We start from the raw sequence: 17,560 nt of genomic DNA on the forward strand, positions 1-17,560 counted from the left end.
TGCGCTCGACCTGAAGCACTGCGCGCTCTTCCGCGCTCAGGTGGCTGTACTGTTTTCCCATCGCGACACCCTACACTCCGCCGGGTGTTGCACTTGGAAGTTGAGTCTGCCGAGTATCAACGCCGCTAGAGATGAGATGGGGGCTAGATCAAATGCTAGCGACGCTGCCAGCCCGACGGAGAAGCCAGCCAGGCCGCTTAGCCCCACTCTCAGGGGGACAGCCGTTGGCGGAGGCGGTGTTGTCATATGGTTGAAAAGTAAAGGGGGCAAGGCCCCCTTTACTTTTGTCATCGATGTATCGGCTTATCAACCGCCAGTCGTGCCGCTCGTGCCACCCGAACTCGAGCTGGTGCCTGCTGTAGCTGTCAATGCACAGCTCGCCGTTCCGGCGTTACAGGTCGTGCTCGTCTGACCTGCAGGATTCGAGGTGGCCGCGAACGTGATGGCAGCGCTGCTGGCGACATTGTCTGCGGTGATCGGAGCCGAGATGGAAGCGCACGCCTTCGGCGCGTAGGGTTCCACCGTCATATTGGCATGAACAGCGGAAACGGCTGAGTTCATATACGCCTTGGCTTCACCGAGGCAAGCATTCTCTGCTGCCTTAACGCGGTAGTTGTTGTAAGCCGGCAGCGCGATCGCGGCCAGGATGGCAATGATCGCGACGACGATCATCAGTTCGATCAGGGTGAAACCTTTCTGCGTCTTCATGGAGCAACTCCCCAAGGGTGGATGGATTCACGTGCCTGGAAAGCGGCGGGTGCCGATCCGTGGGCAGCCGTGCGACATGCACGTGCATCAGGGATGTCGCATGGGTCGTGCCAATCGCGCGAATGCGCCGGCTCGCGCATTATGAGCGCGTTCGTGGTGAACAAGTGTGAGCGTTCTGCCCCCGACATGCCAAGCAGTGTCGGGTTGTGACGTTTAGCGTCAGGCTGTGGTGGGTAGCCTACGTGATGCCTGTCTCAGTTCGGGCTTAACTATCCCCGCGCCTGAAGAACGCAGGAAGATATCGACGGCGTATCGCCGAACTTGAGCCACATTGTTTGCGATACGGATCAGCTCAGCGGGTGATGCCGTCCGCTGCTTCGGACGCGGACGTGAGGGCGTCAGCAGGGGCGTGTGCAGCCTTGGCGCGTTCGTCGGTTGCTCGCTGCTCCGCAAAACGGCAATTGATACCGGTCATGGCCAGAATGGCGTCCCGTCGTACAAAGTAGGTGGTGTCCGGTACGCCGGGCCGTTGGACGAGTAGCGTGTCTCCGGCCGGCGCGACGACGCGTAGCCGGCGGTCCACGCTTTCGGGCGCGCGATCAGGGACCCAGGTGATCTGGACGCAAGCCGCGCCGCCCGTGAGTGGGGCTCGGAGTGCGAAGTCCGCCAGTGCCGCGCCCATGGGAGGGATCAAGGCAAACACGAAGACGGCCGTCAAGCCGAGTGCGCTCGCCGCAGCCAGTGGACGTGGATGGGTGCGGACGCGATTGGCAGCCAGTGCCGCGGCGACTTGCAAGACACCGATGGCCAACAACGCCGTCAGAATCGACAGCACGATCTCAAGGTCGCTACCTGCCGGGTGCCGTAGAAGCAGACTCAGGACCAAGGCCACGGAAAAAAGTTGTCCCACCGCATCCAATCCAGAGAAGCACCGGAACTGCCAGGAGAGCGCGTCGAGTGGGCAGCCGGGGATCTTTACAATCAGCCATGCGCCTACGGCTACCGCTGCCGCCAGGAAGGCAATTATTGACAGGTCGTTGTCTGCGACTGCCGGCAAGTGATCTGCGGCCACGCTGGCTATGATCAACACGACGGCCTGGGCCACGGGTGTACCGATCCAGAAGCAGGTGATGCGCTTCCGTAACGCTTGGGCGGCAGCCGCGGCTTGCTCTGTGCGACCGGGGGGCGTCGGCAAGCAAGTCGATCAGGGGATCGCCCTCGAGCTTGGGCCGCATGATCAGCAAACAGGCAGGTAGCAGGGAGTTGATCGTCAGTGCCGTCGCGCACACTGTGATCAGGGCCAGCAACATCGGGATCGCGGCGATCATTGATGATGAGGTCAAATCCAGCGGCACCTGCGCGCGTCGCGCGTGATAAAGCAGGCACATTACGGTCACGACCAGACCGATGCCACCGAGTGGCCATGCACGTTTTTGCAGCCATTCCAGTGTGGGGCCGATGTCAGCGATCAGGCGGGCGGGCAGATTGTCAGAAGATTCGGACATTCCATGTCTCGTTACGCGTGCGTCGTCACAACTCTATGTGAGGTTCGGATTCTATCGGCTCTTTCGGCGGCGCTACGGGGATTCGATTGGAGATATGCACCGTTCGAAAATGGTGGTGAGGGCTGCGTAGTCGCATCCGGCGGCCGCAATGCAAGCCGCAATCCATTCGTCTCGTTGGACGCGATCCCAGTGGGTGCCGTAGCCCAGCGTCAAGAGCCAATGCTCGAAGAAGAGGCGCTGCGTGCGTCCGTTGCCCTCGCGAAACGGATGCACCATGTTGAGTTCGCCGTAGCAATACGCCACATGCGTAAGGAACTGGCGGGAGCCTTGAGTGGAGGGGGCGGCTTGCGTCAGGAGGTCGATGATCTTGGCTGCCTCGGGCTCGATTCTGGAGGCCGTGCAGAAGCGGGTGTCCCCTTTGGTAATGTCGACCTTCCTGAAGTGCCCTGCCCAATCGTATACGTCACCGAAGAGCTGACGATGCAGGCGCTTCAAGTAAGCGACGTCGAAAGGCGGCGGTCCAATCGTGATGTTCTGCACAGCGGCTGCGGCGAAGTCAGCTTCTGCGACCGCGAGCGCGGCTTCATCATGTAGCTGGAGCTTGTTCTTCAGGACGCTGGTGCCTGGCCAGCAGTCAGGATCCTCGCCAGTCCCGTATTTGTCGCGCATCAGCGCCCGCTTCGAATGGCGTACTTCTTCAGCAGTTGTTCCCGCGTGGGGAGCGGACTGGTGTTATGCGCGCGCGTCGACTGGGTGTCGATGCCCTCGAGTCGTTGGCTTGCCGCGAAGTTCTCGCGGCGATGATGCAGATACCACTGAAGTGCCTGATCGCTGAGTGTCGTTTTCATGGTTGGAAATCGGATACGGCAGCGGATCTTCATTGTATCGCAGAGCTGGTGGAGGCGGCGCCCTCAGCTCTGCTGCCCCGCCGCGGGCCGCTGCCAGAGCGCCTGACTTGACGCCCGCGGCCTGCGGCTGCCTGTGCGCGCGGTTTCGGCGTCCTGCGCTTGCCACGGCAGCACGATGCGGAAGGCGCTGCCCTGGCCCGGTGCGCTCTCGACGGTGATGTCACCACCGGCTTCGCGGACGAGATGGGCGGCGACGGCCAGGCCAAGGCCGGCCTCCTGGGCGGCGGGGCGGGTGGTGAAGAACAGTTCGAAGCAGCGTGCGCGGGTGGTGGCGCTCATGCCGCGTCCGGTGTCGCGGGCGATGATCTCGACGCGGTCGAGGGCGTAAGGGGCAACGGAGAGCGTGAAGCGTCCGCCGTCGGGCATGGCCTGCTGGGCGTTGGCCGCCAAGCTCAGTAGGATCAGTTCGAGGTGAGCGCGGTCGAAGTGGATCGCCAGGTGGGCGCCTGGATCGAGATCGAGGACGACATCCACCCCAGGCAGGAACGTTTGCCGCAGCATGGGGTCGAGGTCGGCGAGGGCCGTGGCGGCGGCGAAGGTCTCGGGCGCGGTCTCGTCGTGGCGGCTAAAGTCCACGAGGCGGTGGCTGGCTTTGCCGGCGCGACGTGCGGCGGATTCCGCACTGCGCAGCGCCGCTTTCATCTCCTCCGGATCGATCGCTTCGGGCACGACATCGGCGATGCCGCGTTGGTCGAGGTCGCGCGCTGCCTGCGCGATGCCTGCGATGCGGGCGACGTGGTGGCGCGCTAGGGCGGCGAGGAGTTCTTGGTCGCGCGGGGTGGCACCTCGCAAGTCGCTGCGTTCGCGTTGGCCGAACATCTGCGCCGGCAGATCGAGCGGCTGCGCGTGGAGGACGGCCGCGACGGCGCGCTGCCACTGACGGTCTCGATCGGTGTGTCGTCGTTGCCGGTGTTCCCCGGCGACGCGCCGCGTTGGCAGGAAGCGATCCGTGTGGCGGATCGGGCGCTGTACGTCGCCAAGCGAGCCGGTCGCAATGCCTGGGCGGGCGTCTGGGGCCTGGGAGCCGGTAATGGCGTGGATGTCTACAGCGTGCTGGACAACCCCTGCCATGCCCTGCAGCAGGGCTGGATCGAGATTGGCGGCAACCGGCCGATGGACTGGTCGCAGGTGCGGCCCAAGGCGACGGGGAGCACCCGAGGCGGGGGTGGACCGGTGCGGCAGGAGGCCGCCAAGCGCCCGTGATCTCAAAACCGGGGTCAGAGTGCAATTACCGTGAAATTGCACTCTGACCCCGGTTTTGACCGCCGGTTGTGCTCCGATTTGGCTTCAGTCGATGCCGAGCTTCTTGAGCTTGTAGCGCAGGGCGCGGAAGGTAATGCCGAGCACGGCGGCGGTCTTGGTCTTGTTGTAGCGGTTTTCCTGCAGCGCTTGCTGGATCGCGGCGCGTTCGATGTCCTCGATGTAGGAGGGCAGGGCAGTGCCGGCGGTCTCGTAGGGGCTGAGCGTGCGCGGGTCGGGCGGCAGGCGGACGGCGGTTTGGGCCGCGGCGCTGTTGCCGGCCATGCCGGGTTGGGCGGTCGGCAGGTGCAGATCGGCAGCGGTGATGCGGTCGCCGTCGGCCATCGCCAGCGCGCGCTCGAGGATGTTTTCCAGTTCGCGGATATTGCCGGGAAAGGCATGTGCCTCGAGGGCGGCGATCGCGTCCGGCGCAAGCGCTGGTGCCGGGCGGCGCATGGCTTGGGCGAGCCGGCGCAGGATGGCATCCGACAACAGGGGCAGGTCACCGGCGCGCTCGCGCAGCGGCGGCACGGTCAGGCCGATGACGTTGATGCGGTAGTAGAGGTCGTGGCGGAAGCGGCCTTCATCGACCAGGGTCGCCAGGTCCTTGTGGGTGGCCGAGAGGATGCGCACGTCGACCTGCACTTCGGCCGAAGCGCCGACCGGGCGCACCGATTTTTCCTGGATCGCGCGCAACAGCTTGACCTGCATCGGCAGCGGCAGTTCGGCGACTTCGTCGAGGAACAGCGTGCCGCCCTCGGCCGCCTGGAACAGGCCGGGCTTGTCGCTGTGCGCGCCAGTGAAGCTGCCCTTGCGATGCCCGAAGAACTCGCTTTCCATCAGCTCGGTGGGAATCGCGCCGCAGTTGACCGGTACGAAGGGACCGCCGGCGCGCGCGCTTTGGGCATGCAGCATGCGCGCGACGAGTTCCTTGCCGGTGCCCGATTCGCCGTTGATGCACACCGGAGCCTGGCTGCGCGCGACCTTGGCCAGCGTGTTGCGCAGCGTGACCATCGCCTCTGACTTGCCGAGCAGGCGGCCGCCGGTCGCGTCGTCGCTGTGGCGGCCGCGCTCGCCCAGCTCCAGCGCCTGGCGCACCAGGCCGCGCAGCACGTTGATGTCGACCGGCTTGCTGACGAAATCGAACGCGCCGGCCTTCAGCGCATCGACCGCGGCCTCGACATTGCCGTAGGCGGTGATCACTGCGACCGGGGTGCCGGGAAAGCGTGTGTTGATCTCGCCGACCAGGTCCAGACCGGAGCCGTCGGGCAGGCGCATGTCGGTCAGGCACAGGTCGTAGCGGCCGGCGGCCAGCAGTTCGCGGGCGGCCGCGAGGTTGGGCGCGGTATCGGTACGCAGGCCCATGCGGCCCAGCGTGAGGACCAGCAGTTCGCGGATGTCGTGTTCGTCGTCGACGATCAGGGCGCTGCGGTGCTCGCTCATCGAAATCTGGCTGGGCGCTTGGCTTTTGCGGGGTGACCCATAGTGACAGCTTTTGCCAATAGTGACGAGGGTCACACTGGTGACGCCGGTCACACCGAACGCGGCAGGGCGCCTTGTTTTCGTGAGGGTTCGTGCGTTTTCATGCTCGTTCGCGCCCGCGCGCCGGGCCGGCTGCGGTTCAGCCGCGCAGCGCGCCGCGCCGCGCCGACAGTGCGATCCGGAAGCAGGCGCCGCCGCCCGGTGCGGGGACATAGTCGAGCCGTGCTTCGTTGGCGCGACACAGTTCGTGGGCGATGTAGAGCCCCAGGCCGGTGCCGCTTTCGGAGGTGGTGAAGAAGGGGCGGAACAGCTGCGCCAGCGCGGTGTCCTCGATGCCGGGGCCGTGGTCGCGCACGCTGATGCAGGGGCGTTCGCCATCCTCGACGCGCAGGGTGATGCGCGCCGGTTCGCCGGGCTGACGGCCGTAGCGCACGGCGTTGTTGACCAGCGCGGTGAGCACCTGGTGCAGGTGGCGCGGGTCGACCACCGCGCGCACGCAGGCGGTGTCGCAGTCCGCGTCCAGGACGGCGTTGTCGTCGGTGATGAGCAGCCGGTAGTCCTGCACGAAGGCGTGGACGGCGGCGACCAGTTCGACAGGTTCGGGCCGTGCGCGCTCGCGACGCGCCAGGCCGAGCACGCTCTCGACGATGCCGTTGGTGCGCACGCATTGCTGGTGGACGATCTGAAGCAGGCGGCGATCGCCGTCCTGGATGGCGTCCGATTCTTCGAGCAGCTGCGTCGCGTAGCTGATCGCCGCCAGCGGGTTGCGGATCTCGTGGGCGAGGCTGGCCGAGAACCGTCCCATGGTGGCCAGGGTCAGCGATTCGGCGCGGCGGGTGACCAGCGAGGTGTCGTCGAGGAACACGAGCGTGTTGTCGCCATCGGCGAGCAGGCGCACGAACCGCGGCATGACATCGACATGTTCGCGCAAGGCGAGTGGGGCGCCGTCGCTGCTGCCGCTGCGCAGCCAGCTGGCCAGGCGCAGCGCCAGCGGCGGCGACAGGCGCGACAACGGGCGGCCGTGTGGGTCGCCGTCGGCATCGAGCAGGGCGAGCGCGGCTTCGTTGGCGCGGCGCACGTGGCCGGCGCCGTCGACGAGCAGGACCCCGGTCTGCATGCGGCGGATGATCAGTTCGTTGATCTCGGCCAGGCTCTGCGCCTCGGCCTCGTGGTGGTCGGCCAGCGCCTGGCTCTCGCGGATCTGCGTGCCGAGCATGCGGGTCAGCGAGGCGGCGGCGAACAGGCCGAGCGCGAACATCAGTGGCTCGGCAACCGGGCGTGTCGGCGCGCGTGCGCTCATCAGGCCGGCGAGCGGTCCGATCAGGAGCGAGGCGGCCGCCGCCATGCAGATCAGCAGGCCGGTGCGCAGGCGCACGAACAGCGAGGCCGCGGCGACGTTGAACAGCAGCAGCATCGCCACGCCGGGGGCGACATCGGGCACGGCATGGCTGGTCAACGCCGCGACCAGGATGTCGACGCCGATACCGACCGTCGCGTGGGCGGCATAGTCCGGATGGGGCGCGCGGGCGTGGATCAGCAGGCCGACCGAGGCGACCAGGTAGCCCAGGCTCACCGGCACCGCGATCGCGGCGATCTCCACGCCGCCCAGCGCCTCGCCCCAGGGGCTGAACACGACCAGCGCCAGCAGCGCGGCCTCGAGCACCCGATAGAGCGAGAACAGGGCCAGTTCGCGCTGCATCAGCGACCGGGACATCGCGGGGGCGGCCAGCGGCACGGGGGCTCCAAGGGGACGGTCCGGCGCCAGTATAGGCAGGCGCCGACGGTCCCGGCCGACCCCCGGTTTTGCCCGGCGGGCGCGCATGCGCGAGAATGGCGGACCCCGTCGGCCCGCCGCGCCCTGTGCGCCCGCCGGCGGTCGGCGACATTTCCTTCCCGTACGGACCCCACATGAACTTCCACGAATACCAGGCGAAGCAGTTGTTTGCCGATTACGGCATCCCCGTGCCGGCCGGGCGCGTTGCGTCCACCGCCGACGAAGCAGTCGAAGCAGCCAAGTCCCTGGGCGATGGCCCCTGGATGGTCAAGGCCCAGATCCACGCCGGTGGCCGCGGCAAGGCCGGTGGCGTGAAGTTCTGCAAGACCCACGACGATGTGAAGGCCGCGGCCGAGAAGATGCTCGGCACGAACATGGCGACCTACCAGTCGGCGGGCGTCGCGCTGCCGGTGAACCTGGTGCTGGTGACCGAGGCTGGCGAGATCGCCAAGGAACTGTACCTGTCGGTCCTGGTCGACCGCGGCACGCAGTCGATCACCTACATCGTCTCGAGCGAGGGTGGCGTGGACATCGAGCAGGTCGCTGCCGAGACCCCCGAGAAGATCGAGACCCTCAATGTCGGCTTCGTCGAGGGCTTCCAGGCCTACCAGGGCCGCGACATCGGCTTCAAGATCGGCCTGAACGCCAAGCAGGCCAACCAGCTGGCCAAGATCATGGGCGGCCTGTACCGGCTGTTCAACGAGAAGGACCTGGCGCTGGTCGAGCTCAACCCGCTGGCGATCCTCGACAGCGGTGACCTGTACGCCCTCGACGGCAAGGTCAACAGCGACGACAACGCGACCTTCCGCCACAAGGATCTGGCCGCGATGCGCGACACGACCCAGGAAGACGAGGCCGAGGTGCGCGCCAGCGAGTACGACCTCAACTACGTGACGATGGACGGCAACATCGGCTGCATGGTCAACGGCGCAGGCCTGGCGATGGCAACGATGGACGTGATCGCCCTCAACGGCGGTTCGCCGGCCAACTTCCTCGATGTCGGCGGCGGCGCGACCAAGGAGCGCGTGACCGAGGCGTTCAAGCTCATCCTGTCCTCGGACAAGGTCAAGGCGATCTTCGTCAACATCTTCGGCGGCATCGTGCGCTGCGACATGATCGCCGAGGGCATCATCGCCGCGGTCAAGGAAGTGGACGTCAAGGTGCCGGTCGTGGTCCGTCTGGAAGGCACCAACGTGGAAGCGGGCAAGAAGCTGCTGGCCGAATCCGGCCTGGCCATCACCCCTGCCGACGACATCAACGACGGCGCCAAGAAGGCCGTCGCGGCCGTTGCCGCCTGACCCCACGCGACCAGGAACTCATTCAATGTCTGTTTTGATCAACAAGAATACGAAGGTCATCGTGCAGGGCTTCACCGGCCAGCAGGGCACCTTCCATGCGACCCAGATGGTCGAGTACGGCACCCAGGTCGTCGGCGGCGTGACCCCCGGCAAGGGCGGCACCACCCACATCGAACTGCCGGTGTTCAACACCGTGCGCGAAGCGGTCGAAGCCACCGGCGCCGATGCGTCGGTGATCTACGTGCCGCCGCCGTTCGCGGCCGACGCGATCCTCGAGGCCGCAGCGGCCGGCATCAAGGTCGTCGTCTGCATTACCGAGGGCATTCCGGTGCTCGACATGCTGCGCGTGAAGAACGTGCTCAAGTCGCACCCCGATGTCACGCTGGTCGGTCCGAACTGCCCCGGCGTGATCACCCCGGGCGAGTGCAAGATCGGCATTATGCCGGGCCACATCCACCAGCCGGGCAAGATCGGCATCGTCTCGCGCTCGGGCACGCTGACCTATGAAGCCGTCAAGCAGACCACCGCGGCGGGCCTGGGCCAGTCGACGGTCATTGGCATCGGCGGCGATCCGATCAACGGGCTGAACTTCGTCGACTGCCTGAAGCTGTTCAACGAGGACCCGCAGACCGAGGGCATCATCATGGTCGGCGAGATCGGCGGCGACGCCGAGGAAGCGGGCGCCGAGTACATCAAGGCGCACGTCAAGAAGCCGGTCGTGGGCTTCATCGCCGGCGCCTCGGCCCCTCCGGGCAAGCGCATGGGCCATGCCGGCGCGATTGCGTCGGGTGGCTCGGGCACGGCCGAAGGCAAGTTCAAGGCGATGGAAGCGGCCGGCGTGAAGACCGTCCGTTCGCCGGGCGACCTGGGCGCGGCGATCGCCGAGCTGGTCAAGTAAGCGATCCGGCTCACCGGCGCTTTGCGAAAAGGCCGCCTTCGGGCGGCCTTTTTCTTGGTCTCGCCGCGCCAAAACCGGGGTCAGAGTGCAATTTCGCCTCGCAGAATTGCACTCTGACCCCGGTTTTACGGAGCGGTCACGCCGGAACAGTCGGCAGACAGGTACTTGTACCGGTCGGTGCGCCAGTCCGGCGAGGCTGTTGACATGGGGTTGGCCGATGCGCATGATAGATGCGCATCGAAGAGGGCCGCGTCATGCGCATCCGCGAAGACTATGCCGGCTACGGCAAGCGTGCGACCAATGTCAGCGTCAACCAGGGATTGCTCGAGGAAGCGCGTGCGCTCGACATCAATCTGTCGGCGACGCTGGAAAAGGCGCTGGAAGCCGAAGTGCGCGCCCGCAAGCGCGCCCAGTGGCGGGAGGAGAACCGCGAGGCGATGGCCGCGTACAACGCGCGCATCGCCCGCGACGGACTCGCCAGCGACCGCGTCCGCGCATTCAAGGCATCGCTGAAGGATCCGACGAGGGCATGAGTCAATTCTGCGTCTATGCCAATGCCGACCCGGCTTCGCGTCGCGCGGTGCCCTGTTGGCTGAACGTGCAGAGCGATTTGATCGACACTGTGGAGTCGCGTGTCGTCGTGCCGCTGATTCCACCCGAGCAGGCCGGCCCGCTGGTCACCGGCCTGATGCCGGCACTGCCGGTCGCCGGTAAAACGATGGTGATGGACACCGCGCAGATCACCAGCGTGCCCATGCAGATGCTCGGTCGGCAGGTCGCGAACCTGTCGGGCGAGCGACTGCGCATCATCGAAGCCCTGGATTTCCTGACGCATGGCATCTGACCCGTCCCGCTCCCTGCGCATCGCCCTGGCCCAGTTCGACTTTCCTGTCGGGGACGTGGGGCGCAATGCCGAACGCATCGCCGCGATGATCGAGGAGGCGAAGACCGAGTTCGGCGCCGACATCGTGGTGTTTCCCGAGCTTGCGATCAGCGGCTATCCGCCCGAAGACCTGTTGATGCGGCCGGGCTTCCTGATCGACTGCGAGGCCGCGCTGATGCAGGTCGCCAAGGACGTGCACGGTATCGTCGCGGTCGTCGGTTGGCCCGAATCGGCCGGCAGCGTGCTCTACAACTCCGCCAGCGTGCTGCGCGATGGCAAGGTCGAGCGGACCTACCGCAAGCGCGAACTGCCCAACTACAACGTCTTCGACGAGCGGCGTTACTTCCACGTCGATCCCGATGGCGGCTCGTGCGTGATCGACGTGCGCGGCGTGCCGGTCGGTGTGCTGGTGTGCGAGGACCTGTGGTTCCCCGAGCCGCTCGACGACACCGTGCGCGCCGGCGCCGAACTGGTCGTGGTGCCCAACGCCTCGCCCTACGAGCGCGGCAAGCATCGCCAGCGCGACGCGCTGCTGGCCGAGCGCACGCGCGATGCGGGCGTGGCGCTGGCCTACGTCAACGTGGTCGGCGGCCAGGATGCGCTGGTGTTCGATGGCGCCTCTGTCGTCGCCGATGCCGATGGCACCGTGCATCCGGCGGCGGTCGCGTTCGACGATCAATGGCTGGTGGTCGATTACGATCGGCAGCGCCGCGGCTTCACGCCGGTCCTTTGGGTCGACGACGGCGACGAGAGCATCGATGCGCTGGCCTGGCGCGCGGTAGTGCGGGGGCTGCGCGACTACTGTGGCAAGAATGGTTTTTCGAAGGTGTGGCTGGGGCTGTCGGGCGGTATCGACTCGTCGGTGGTGCTGGCGATGGCGGTCGATGCGCTGGGCGCCGACAACGTCACCGCGGTGCGGCTGCCGTCGCGCTACACCGCCGGGCTGAGCAACGACCTGGCGGCCGAGCAGTGCGAGCGTCTGGGTGTGCGCATGCTCACGATTCCGATCGAGCCACCGTTCCAGGGGTTCCTCGACACGCTGGCCGAGGCCTTCGGCGACGCCGCGCCCGACGTGACCGAAGAGAACCTGCAGTCGCGCACGCGCGGCGCGATCCTGATGGCGCTGTCCAACAAGCATGGCGGGCTGCTGCTGACCACCGGCAACAAGAGCGAGTACGCGGTCGGTTACGCGACGATCTACGGCGACATGTGCGGCGGCTACGCGCCGCTCAAGGACCTCTACAAGACCGAGGTCTTCGGGCTGGCGAAGTGGCGCAACACGGTCGCCGGCAGTCCGGTGATCCCGTCCGCCGTCATCGACCGGCCGCCGTCGGCCGAATTGCGCGCCGACCAGCTCGACCAGGACTCGCTGCCGCCCTACGACGTGCTCGACGCGATCCTGCGCCGCTTCGTCGACCAGGAGGAGTCGCGCGACGAGATCGTCGCCGCCGGCTTCGACGCGACGACCGTCGACCGGATGCTGCGGCTGGTGCGCACCAGCGAATGGAAGCGGCACCAGGCAGCCCCGGGCCCAAAGATTTCGCGCCGCGCCTTCGGCCGCGAGCGCCGCTATCCGATCAGTAACCGGTACTCGGGCTGATGGGTCGCGCCTTGCGCCTTCCCCTGCTTGCCGAGGACGGCTGCGACGCGAGCCGGGCCTCGCTGCCTCCCCCGCAAGCGGAGGAAGGCAGCAAGCCACAGCGCGCTGCGAGCGTTGTGATGCGTCGCGCGCCCTCACTCCTTCCCCCGCAAGCGGGGGAAGGCCGGGATGGGGGCGTTTGGGCGGGGTGCGGGCTGGATCGAGCGGTCTGCGGCATTCGTCGCTCGCCCCTGCCGTCTGCGTCACCTGGCCGTGTGCCCCCACCCAACCCTCCCCCGCAAGCGGGGGAGGGCAGCAAGCCGCAGCGCGCTGCGAGCGTTGCTGTGCGTCGCGCGCCTTCACCCCTTCCCCCGCTTGCGGGGGAAGGTCGGGATGGGGGCGCGGTGTCGGGGCACGCGATGAGCCTCAAGTGGCGAGCCGCGGGGTTGCCATGCTCGCGCTGATCCAGCGGGTCAGCGAGGCGGCGGTGCGGGTCGATGGCGATGTCGTCGGCCGGATCGGGCCGGGGCTGCTGGCGTTGGTCGGGATCGAACCCGGCGACGGCGAGGCGCAGGTGGCGCGGATGGCCGAGCGGCTGCTGGCTTACCGGGTGTTTGGCGACGAAGCCGGTCGCATGAACCGGTCGCTGGCGCAGACCGGCGGCGGGCTGTTGCTGGTCAGCCAGTTCACGCTGGCCGCCGACACTCGCTCAGGCAACCGGCCGGGCTTCAGCACCGCCGCGCCGCCTGAGGAGGCTGAACGGACCTTCGATCGCCTGGTGGCGGTCTGCCGCACCTGCCATGGGGGGGTGGAAACGGGACGGTTCGGCGCCCATATGGAGGTCAGCCTGGTCAACGACGGCCCGGTCACCTTCCTGCTGCGGGCATGACCCCGGCCCCGCAGGTGGTATAATTACGGGTTCACTTTGACAACGGTGCGCCACATGGCGAATGAACGTCCCGCCCAGCAGTCCGACATCAAGCTCCTGATCAGCAAGGGCTTGGAGCAGGGCTATCTGACCTACGCCGAGGTCAACGATCACCTGCCCGACGACATGGTCGATCCGGAGCAGATCGAAGACATCATCGGCATGATCAACGGCATGGGCATCGATGTCCATGAGGTCGCGCCCGACGCTGAGACGCTGCTGCTGGCCGGCGAGTCGAGCGGCAACCGCGAGGTCGACGAGACCGCGGCCGAGGAAGCCGCCGCGGCGCTGACCTCGCTCGATACCGAAGGCGGTCGCACCACCGATCCGGTGCGCATGTACATGCGCGAGATGGGCACGGTCGAGCTGCTGACCCGCGAAGGCGAGATCGCCATCGCCAAGCGCATCGAGGAAGGCCTGAACCAGATGATGGCCTCGGTGGCCAGCTTCCCCTGGTCGGTCCAGTTGCTGCTCGAGGAATACGAACTGCACAAGGCCGGCAAGAAGCGCCTGGCCGAAGTCGTGGTCGGCTTCAACGACCAGTTGCTCGAAGAACTCGCCGCTGAAGAAGAGGCCGCCGCCGGCAACGCGCCTGCGCCGGTCGCCGCCGATGCGGACGACGCCGACAGCGACGACGACGATGCGGACGACGACAGCAGCGACGAGGAAGAGAGCACCGGTCCCAGCGGTCCGGACCCGGCCGAGGTGGCGCGCCGCATGGATGTGCTGGCCGACCTGTTCAACAAGTTCCAGAAGGCCTACGCCAAGAACGGCGCGTCGGCCAAGCCGGTCGTGAAGCTGCGCGGCGAGATGGCCGACCAGTTCATGACCTTCAAGCTGCCGCTGCCGCTGAGCGACCTGCTGGTGCGCAAGCTGCGCGATGTCGTCGGCGAGCTCAAGGACCACGAGCGCCGCATCCTCGACCTGTCCACCCGCGTGGCCAAGATGCCGCGCAAGGACTTCATCCGTGCCTGGGACGGCAACCAGACCAACACCGGCTGGGCGGACGAGATGATCAAGCGCAAGCAGAAGTGGTCGTCGGGCCTGAAGGACGTGCGCGATCAGATCGTCGCCGAGCAGGAAGCCACGCTGGCGATCGAGAAGGCCATGGGCGTGACCCTGGGCGATCTGAAGGAGATCAACCGGGCGATGGCCTACGGCGAGGCCAAGGCCCGCAAGGCCAAGAAGGAAATGGTCGAGGCCAACCTGCGCCTGGTGATCTCGATTGCCAAGAAGTACACCAACCGTGGCCTGCAGTTCCTGGACCTCATCCAGGAGGGCAACATCGGCCTGATGAAAGCGGTCGACAAGTTCGAACATCGCCGCGGCTTCAAGTTCTCGACCTATGCCACGTGGTGGATCCGTCAGGCCATCACCCGCTCGATCGCCGACCAGGCACGCACCATCCGGATTCCGGTGCACATGATCGAGACGATCAACAAGTTGAACCGCATTTCCCGCCAGATGCTCCAGCAGTACGGCCGCGAGGCCACGCCCGAGGAGCTGGCCAAGGAAATGGACATGCCCGAGGACAAGATCCGCAAGGTGATGAAGATCGCCAAGGAGCCGATCTCGATGGAGACCCCGATCGGCGACGACGAGGACTCGCATCTGGGCGACTTCATCGAGGACACCAATGTGGAGTCCCCGATCGACGCGACCACCAACACCAACCTGATGGAGACGGTCCGCGATGTGCTTGCCGGCCTGACCCCGCGGGAGGCGAAGGTGCTGCGGATGCGCTTCGGCATCGACATGAACACCGACCACACTCTCGAGGAGGTAGGCAAGCAGTTCGACGTGACCCGCGAGCGGATCCGTCAGATCGAGGCCAAGGCGCTGCGCAAGCTGCGTCACCCCTCGCGCAGCGAGCAACTGCGGAGCTTCCTCGACGTCGAGTGATCTGCTGCTATCGATCCACGAAACAGCCCGCCGAAAGGCGGGCTGTTTCGTGGGTATCCCGCCCCGTAGGAGCACGCGCCTGCACCGGTTAGGCTTGGCGGGAGAGGGCGCGCGCGCGCGAGCGCGTGCCGCACGACATGTCGCCACCGAGGATGCCCATGGACGAACAGGTCCACGCCACGCCCGATCCCTATGCGCCGCCAAGTGCGCCAATCGTCGAATCGCAGGACGCGGCCGGATTGCCGTTGTTCAAGATCGCCGGCATCGGCATCGCCACCTTCTTCGGATCAGTGCTGGCCGGCGGCCTGCTGATGGCGATGAACTTCCACCGCATGGGCCGGCCCGAGCGCGTCTGGCCGACACTGGGCCTGGCGCTGCTGGGGCTGCTGGCGACGGGCGCGCTCGGTGCGGTCCTGCCCGAGCAGTTCCCCGGCGTGCTGATAACCGTGCCTACCCTGGTCGCGGTGACGGTGCTGGCCGGCAAGACGCAAGGCGAGGCCATCGCCCGCCGCGAACGCGCGGGCCTGCCGATGCGCTCCAACTGGCTGGCGCTGGGCATCTCACTGCTGGTGCTGCTGCCGATCACCGCCCTCGGCATCGGCTTGCTGCTGTTCGCTGGCGCCTGAGCACAACGGGTGTTGGCGGCGGGCTGGGACGACGCCAGCGTCCGTCCGGCTGGATCCGGCCTGTCAGTCGAGGACAGTCGGCGTCGATGTGCCGACGATGACGACATCGGCCTTGCGGCGGGCGAACAGACCGACGCTGACCACGCCCGGGATCTGGTTGAGCTGCGTTTCCAGGCCTACCGGATCGGCGATCGACAGGCCGTGGATATCGAGCACCCAGTTGCCGTTGTCGGTGCGCACGCCCTCGCGCCAGACGGGCTGACCGCCGGTGGTCGCCAGGATCTCGCGGGCGACGAGGCTGCGGGCCATCGGGATGACCTCGATCGGCAGCGGGAACGTGCCCAGCACCGGTACCTGCTTGGCCGGGTCGATGATGCAGACGAACCGCTCGCTGGCCTCGGCGATGATCTTCTCGCGCGTCAGTGCCGCGCCACCGCCCTTGATCAGATGCTTGCCCGGATCGCACTCGTCGGCGCCGTCGACGTACAGCGACAGCGGGCCGGTGGCGTTGAGGTCGAGTACCTCGATGCCGTGCCGGCGCAGGCGCTCGGTGCTCTGATCGGAGCTCGACACCGCGCCGTCGATGCGGTGCTTGATCTTCGCCAGTGCGTCGATGAAGAACGCCACCGTCGAGCCGGTGCCGACGCCGACGATCATGCCGCCCTCGACGTACTCGATCGCCTTCTCGCCGGCCAGGCGCTTGCCTTCGCTCATCGCTTCTTCTCCAGGGACGACAACAGCTTCCACTGCGCGGCTGTGACCGGCAGCACGGACAGGCGCGCGCCCTTGCGGATCAGCGCGAACTCCTCGCCCAGCGCGTCCGCATGCTCGCGGATCTCGCTCAGCGTGATGGGGTGGGCCAGCGTGCGCACGTAGCGCACGTCAACGAGGAACCAGCGCGGCGTCTCCTGGCTCGCCTTCTCGTCGTAGTACTTCGACGAGGCGTCGAACTGCGTCGGATCCGGATAGGCGGTGCTGGCGACCTCGGCGATGCCGTAGATGCCGGGCACGGCTGCGTTGGAGTGGTAGAAAAACACGGCATCGCCGATCCGCATGCCGTCGCGCATGAAGTTGCGCGCCTGGTAGTTGCGAACGCCGGTCCACGGTTCGGTACCGACGCGGGCCAGGTCGTCAATCGAGAAATCTTCCGGTTCGGACTTCATCAGCCAGTAGCGCTTGCGGGTGCTCATCGCGTCTCGTCAGGCGGCAAGGGGCGAAAACAGGGTCGCCGATTCGGTGCAGACCGCGTCCAGCGGCACGTCCCAGTCGGCGGCATCGAGTGCATCCACCTGCTGCGAGGCGAAGGCGGCGCCGACCAGCATGGGCGGCGCGCCCTGCGCCCGGCGGAATGCGAAGCTGCGGTCGTACCAGCCCCCACCCATGCCCAGGCGATGGCCCTGCGCGTCGAAGCCAACCAGTGGCGCGACGACCAGTGCCATCTCGCGCGCATCGAGCGCCGACGCCGGCTCGACGTCCGGCTCGGGAATGCCGTAGCGGTTGGTCACCAGCGCATCGCCCGCGCGCCAGGGCGCGAAGCGCAGCGTGTCGCCATGCAGCAGCGGCAGGCAGTAGATCAGGCCGGGCGGCAGGCGGAGCTGGAAGACGTGCAGGCCGATCTCGCCATCGCTGGCCCAGTAGCCGGCCACGTAGCCCGTGGCGGGCAGCATGGGCAGCGCGAGCAACTGCGCGGTCAAGCCTTCGGCGGCGACGATCCGCACCGCGGCCGGCAGCGCGCGGCGCTGGTCGCGCAGGCGGCGGCGGAGGGCGGGGCGGTCGGTCATGCGGCCGGACTCGTCGTCGAAAAAGCGCCGGCGACGCGGCAGGCGGAAA

19 protein-coding genes and 1 pseudogene are annotated in these 17,560 nt (G+C 67.1%); 10 read left to right on the plus strand and 10 right to left on the minus strand.

The features are described 5' to 3' along the window. Positions 1-618 precede the first annotated feature (618 nt). Positions 619-708: pseudogene (locus ABE487_RS14415) on the minus strand (prepilin-type N-terminal cleavage/methylation domain-containing protein); the annotation flags it as partial. A 352-nt stretch (positions 709-1,060) separates the two neighbouring features. After that, positions 1,061-1,813, minus strand: a complete 753-nt coding sequence (locus ABE487_RS14420; RefSeq protein WP_346452428.1) for a hypothetical protein — start codon at positions 1,811-1,813, stop codon at positions 1,061-1,063. Between the two features lie 128 nt (positions 1,814-1,941). Between ABE487_RS14420 and ABE487_RS14425 the strand changes: the two genes are divergently transcribed. Next, positions 1,942-2,082: a hypothetical protein gene (locus tag ABE487_RS14425; RefSeq protein WP_346452427.1), complete on the plus strand. Its 141-nt coding sequence runs from the start codon at positions 1,942-1,944 to the stop codon at positions 2,080-2,082. Positions 2,083-2,285: 203 nt separating this feature from the next. Here the strand turns inward: ABE487_RS14425 and ABE487_RS14430 are convergent, their stop codons facing one another. From ABE487_RS14430 to ABE487_RS14440, 3 genes are all read right to left on the minus strand, one after another. After that, positions 2,286-2,882, minus strand: a complete 597-nt coding sequence (locus tag ABE487_RS14430) for a Fic family protein (RefSeq protein WP_346452426.1) — start codon at positions 2,880-2,882, stop codon at positions 2,286-2,288. Then, on the minus strand, positions 2,882-3,061 hold the full coding sequence (locus ABE487_RS14435; protein ID WP_346452424.1) for a YhfG family protein: 180 nt from the start codon (positions 3,059-3,061) through the stop codon (positions 2,882-2,884). Before ABE487_RS14435 ends, ABE487_RS14430 begins: the two co-directional genes overlap by 1 nt. A gap of 63 nt (positions 3,062-3,124) precedes the next feature. Further along, entirely contained in the window at positions 3,125-3,940 is an 816-nt protein-coding gene (locus tag ABE487_RS14440) for a sensor histidine kinase (protein ID WP_346452423.1), read from the minus strand. Here ABE487_RS14440 and ABE487_RS14445 point away from each other — a divergent pair. Beyond that, positions 3,929-4,324 (plus strand): diguanylate cyclase, encoded by a 396-nt coding sequence (locus tag ABE487_RS14445; protein WP_346452422.1) that lies wholly within the window; start codon positions 3,929-3,931, stop codon positions 4,322-4,324. The two genes, ABE487_RS14440 and ABE487_RS14445, sit on opposite strands and share 12 nt — an antisense overlap. Before the next feature lie 84 nt (positions 4,325-4,408). Here the strand turns inward: ABE487_RS14445 and ABE487_RS14450 are convergent, their stop codons facing one another. After that, entirely contained in the window at positions 4,409-5,803 is a 1,395-nt protein-coding gene (locus tag ABE487_RS14450) for a sigma-54 dependent transcriptional regulator (protein ID WP_346448327.1), read from the minus strand. Between the two features lie 178 nt (positions 5,804-5,981). Continuing rightward, positions 5,982-7,556 (minus strand): ATP-binding protein, encoded by a 1,575-nt coding sequence (locus tag ABE487_RS14455; RefSeq protein ID WP_346452420.1) that lies wholly within the window; start codon positions 7,554-7,556, stop codon positions 5,982-5,984. Positions 7,557-7,750: 194 nt separating this feature from the next. Here ABE487_RS14455 and sucC point away from each other — a divergent pair, with 194 nt between their 5' ends. The 8 genes from sucC to ABE487_RS14495 all read left to right on the plus strand — a co-directional run bounded on the left by sucC (position 7,751) and on the right by ABE487_RS14495 (position 15,730). Further along, positions 7,751-8,914, plus strand: a complete 1,164-nt coding sequence (gene sucC / locus ABE487_RS14460; protein ID WP_337244111.1) for an ADP-forming succinate--CoA ligase subunit beta — start codon at positions 7,751-7,753, stop codon at positions 8,912-8,914. A gap of 25 nt (positions 8,915-8,939) precedes the next feature. After that, complete coding sequence (sucD, locus tag ABE487_RS14465) at positions 8,940-9,812, plus strand: succinate--CoA ligase subunit alpha (RefSeq protein WP_346452419.1); 873 nt, start codon at positions 8,940-8,942, stop codon at positions 9,810-9,812. Between the two features lie 254 nt (positions 9,813-10,066). After that, a complete protein-coding gene (locus tag ABE487_RS14470) occupies positions 10,067-10,345 on the plus strand; it encodes a type II toxin-antitoxin system CcdA family antitoxin (protein ID WP_346445332.1) in 279 nt (92 codons plus the stop codon). After that, on the plus strand, positions 10,342-10,656 hold the full coding sequence (locus ABE487_RS14475; protein WP_346445331.1) for a CcdB family protein: 315 nt from the start codon (positions 10,342-10,344) through the stop codon (positions 10,654-10,656). Before ABE487_RS14470 ends, ABE487_RS14475 begins: the two co-directional genes overlap by 4 nt. After that, positions 10,646-12,295 (plus strand): NAD+ synthase, encoded by a 1,650-nt coding sequence (locus ABE487_RS14480; RefSeq protein WP_346452418.1) that lies wholly within the window; start codon positions 10,646-10,648, stop codon positions 12,293-12,295. Before ABE487_RS14475 ends, ABE487_RS14480 begins: the two co-directional genes overlap by 11 nt. Positions 12,296-12,725: 430 nt before the next feature. Further along, positions 12,726-13,163: a D-aminoacyl-tRNA deacylase gene (gene dtd, locus ABE487_RS14485; protein WP_346452417.1), complete on the plus strand. Its 438-nt coding sequence runs from the start codon at positions 12,726-12,728 to the stop codon at positions 13,161-13,163. Positions 13,164-13,217: 54 nt separating this feature from the next. Continuing rightward, the gene (rpoD, locus tag ABE487_RS14490; RefSeq protein ID WP_346445328.1) at positions 13,218-15,104 is read left to right on the plus strand and encodes an RNA polymerase sigma factor RpoD; all 1,887 of its coding nucleotides are present in this window, start codon (positions 13,218-13,220) and stop codon (positions 15,102-15,104) included. Between the two features lie 158 nt (positions 15,105-15,262). After that, positions 15,263-15,730, plus strand: a complete 468-nt coding sequence (locus ABE487_RS14495) for a hypothetical protein (protein ID WP_346445327.1) — start codon at positions 15,263-15,265, stop codon at positions 15,728-15,730. A 63-nt stretch (positions 15,731-15,793) separates the two neighbouring features. On the opposite strand, the gene rpiA is transcribed toward ABE487_RS14495, so the two are convergent. Genes rpiA through ABE487_RS14510 form a run of 3 tightly spaced genes read right to left on the minus strand, consistent with a single transcriptional unit; the run spans position 15,794 to position 17,511 of the window. After that, the gene (gene rpiA, locus ABE487_RS14500) at positions 15,794-16,444 is read right to left on the minus strand and encodes a ribose-5-phosphate isomerase RpiA (RefSeq protein ID WP_346452416.1); all 651 of its coding nucleotides are present in this window, start codon (positions 16,442-16,444) and stop codon (positions 15,794-15,796) included. Next, the gene (locus tag ABE487_RS14505; RefSeq protein WP_346445325.1) at positions 16,441-16,920 is read right to left on the minus strand and encodes an EVE domain-containing protein; all 480 of its coding nucleotides are present in this window, start codon (positions 16,918-16,920) and stop codon (positions 16,441-16,443) included. The genes rpiA and ABE487_RS14505 overlap by 4 nt, the downstream gene beginning before the upstream one ends. 9 nt (positions 16,921-16,929) lie before the next feature. Beyond that, positions 16,930-17,511, minus strand: a complete 582-nt coding sequence (locus tag ABE487_RS14510) for a 5-formyltetrahydrofolate cyclo-ligase (RefSeq protein ID WP_346452414.1) — start codon at positions 17,509-17,511, stop codon at positions 16,930-16,932. Positions 17,512-17,560: the final 49 nt, after the last annotated feature.

Source organism: Luteimonas sp. TWI596 (genome assembly GCF_039674105.1).
GTDB lineage: Bacteria > Pseudomonadota > Gammaproteobacteria > Xanthomonadales > Xanthomonadaceae > Luteimonas.

Bases quoted from the DNA above. Each gene is read 5' to 3' on its own strand.
- ABE487_RS14425 (WP_346452427.1), top strand. From the start codon at position 1,942: ATGATCAGCAAACAGGCAGGTAGCAGGGAGTTGATCGTCAGTGCCGTC.
- ABE487_RS14430 (WP_346452426.1), bottom strand. From the start codon at position 2,882: ATGCGCGACAAATACGGGACTGGCGAGGATCCTGACTGCTGGCCAGGC.
- ABE487_RS14435 (WP_346452424.1), bottom strand. From the start codon at position 3,061: ATGAAAACGACACTCAGCGATCAGGCACTTCAGTGGTATCTGCATCAT.
- ABE487_RS14440 (WP_346452423.1), bottom strand. From the start codon at position 3,940: ATGTTCGGCCAACGCGAACGCAGCGACTTGCGAGGTGCCACCCCGCGC.
- ABE487_RS14450 (WP_346448327.1), bottom strand. From the start codon at position 5,803: ATGAGCGAGCACCGCAGCGCCCTGATCGTCGACGACGAACACGACATC.
- ABE487_RS14455 (WP_346452420.1), bottom strand. From the start codon at position 7,556: ATGTCCCGGTCGCTGATGCAGCGCGAACTGGCCCTGTTCTCGCTCTAT.
- sucC (WP_337244111.1), top strand. From the start codon at position 7,751: ATGAACTTCCACGAATACCAGGCGAAGCAGTTGTTTGCCGATTACGGC.
- sucD (WP_346452419.1), top strand. From the start codon at position 8,940: ATGTCTGTTTTGATCAACAAGAATACGAAGGTCATCGTGCAGGGCTTC.
- ABE487_RS14470 (WP_346445332.1), top strand. From the start codon at position 10,067: ATGCGCATCCGCGAAGACTATGCCGGCTACGGCAAGCGTGCGACCAAT.
- ABE487_RS14475 (WP_346445331.1), top strand. From the start codon at position 10,342: ATGAGTCAATTCTGCGTCTATGCCAATGCCGACCCGGCTTCGCGTCGC.
- ABE487_RS14480 (WP_346452418.1), top strand. From the start codon at position 10,646: ATGGCATCTGACCCGTCCCGCTCCCTGCGCATCGCCCTGGCCCAGTTC.
- dtd (WP_346452417.1), top strand. From the start codon at position 12,726: ATGCTCGCGCTGATCCAGCGGGTCAGCGAGGCGGCGGTGCGGGTCGAT.
- rpoD (WP_346445328.1), top strand. From the start codon at position 13,218: ATGGCGAATGAACGTCCCGCCCAGCAGTCCGACATCAAGCTCCTGATC.
- ABE487_RS14495 (WP_346445327.1), top strand. From the start codon at position 15,263: ATGGACGAACAGGTCCACGCCACGCCCGATCCCTATGCGCCGCCAAGT.
- rpiA (WP_346452416.1), bottom strand. From the start codon at position 16,444: ATGAGCGAAGGCAAGCGCCTGGCCGGCGAGAAGGCGATCGAGTACGTC.
- ABE487_RS14505 (WP_346445325.1), bottom strand. From the start codon at position 16,920: ATGAGCACCCGCAAGCGCTACTGGCTGATGAAGTCCGAACCGGAAGAT.
- ABE487_RS14510 (WP_346452414.1), bottom strand. From the start codon at position 17,511: ATGACCGACCGCCCCGCCCTCCGCCGCCGCCTGCGCGACCAGCGCCGC.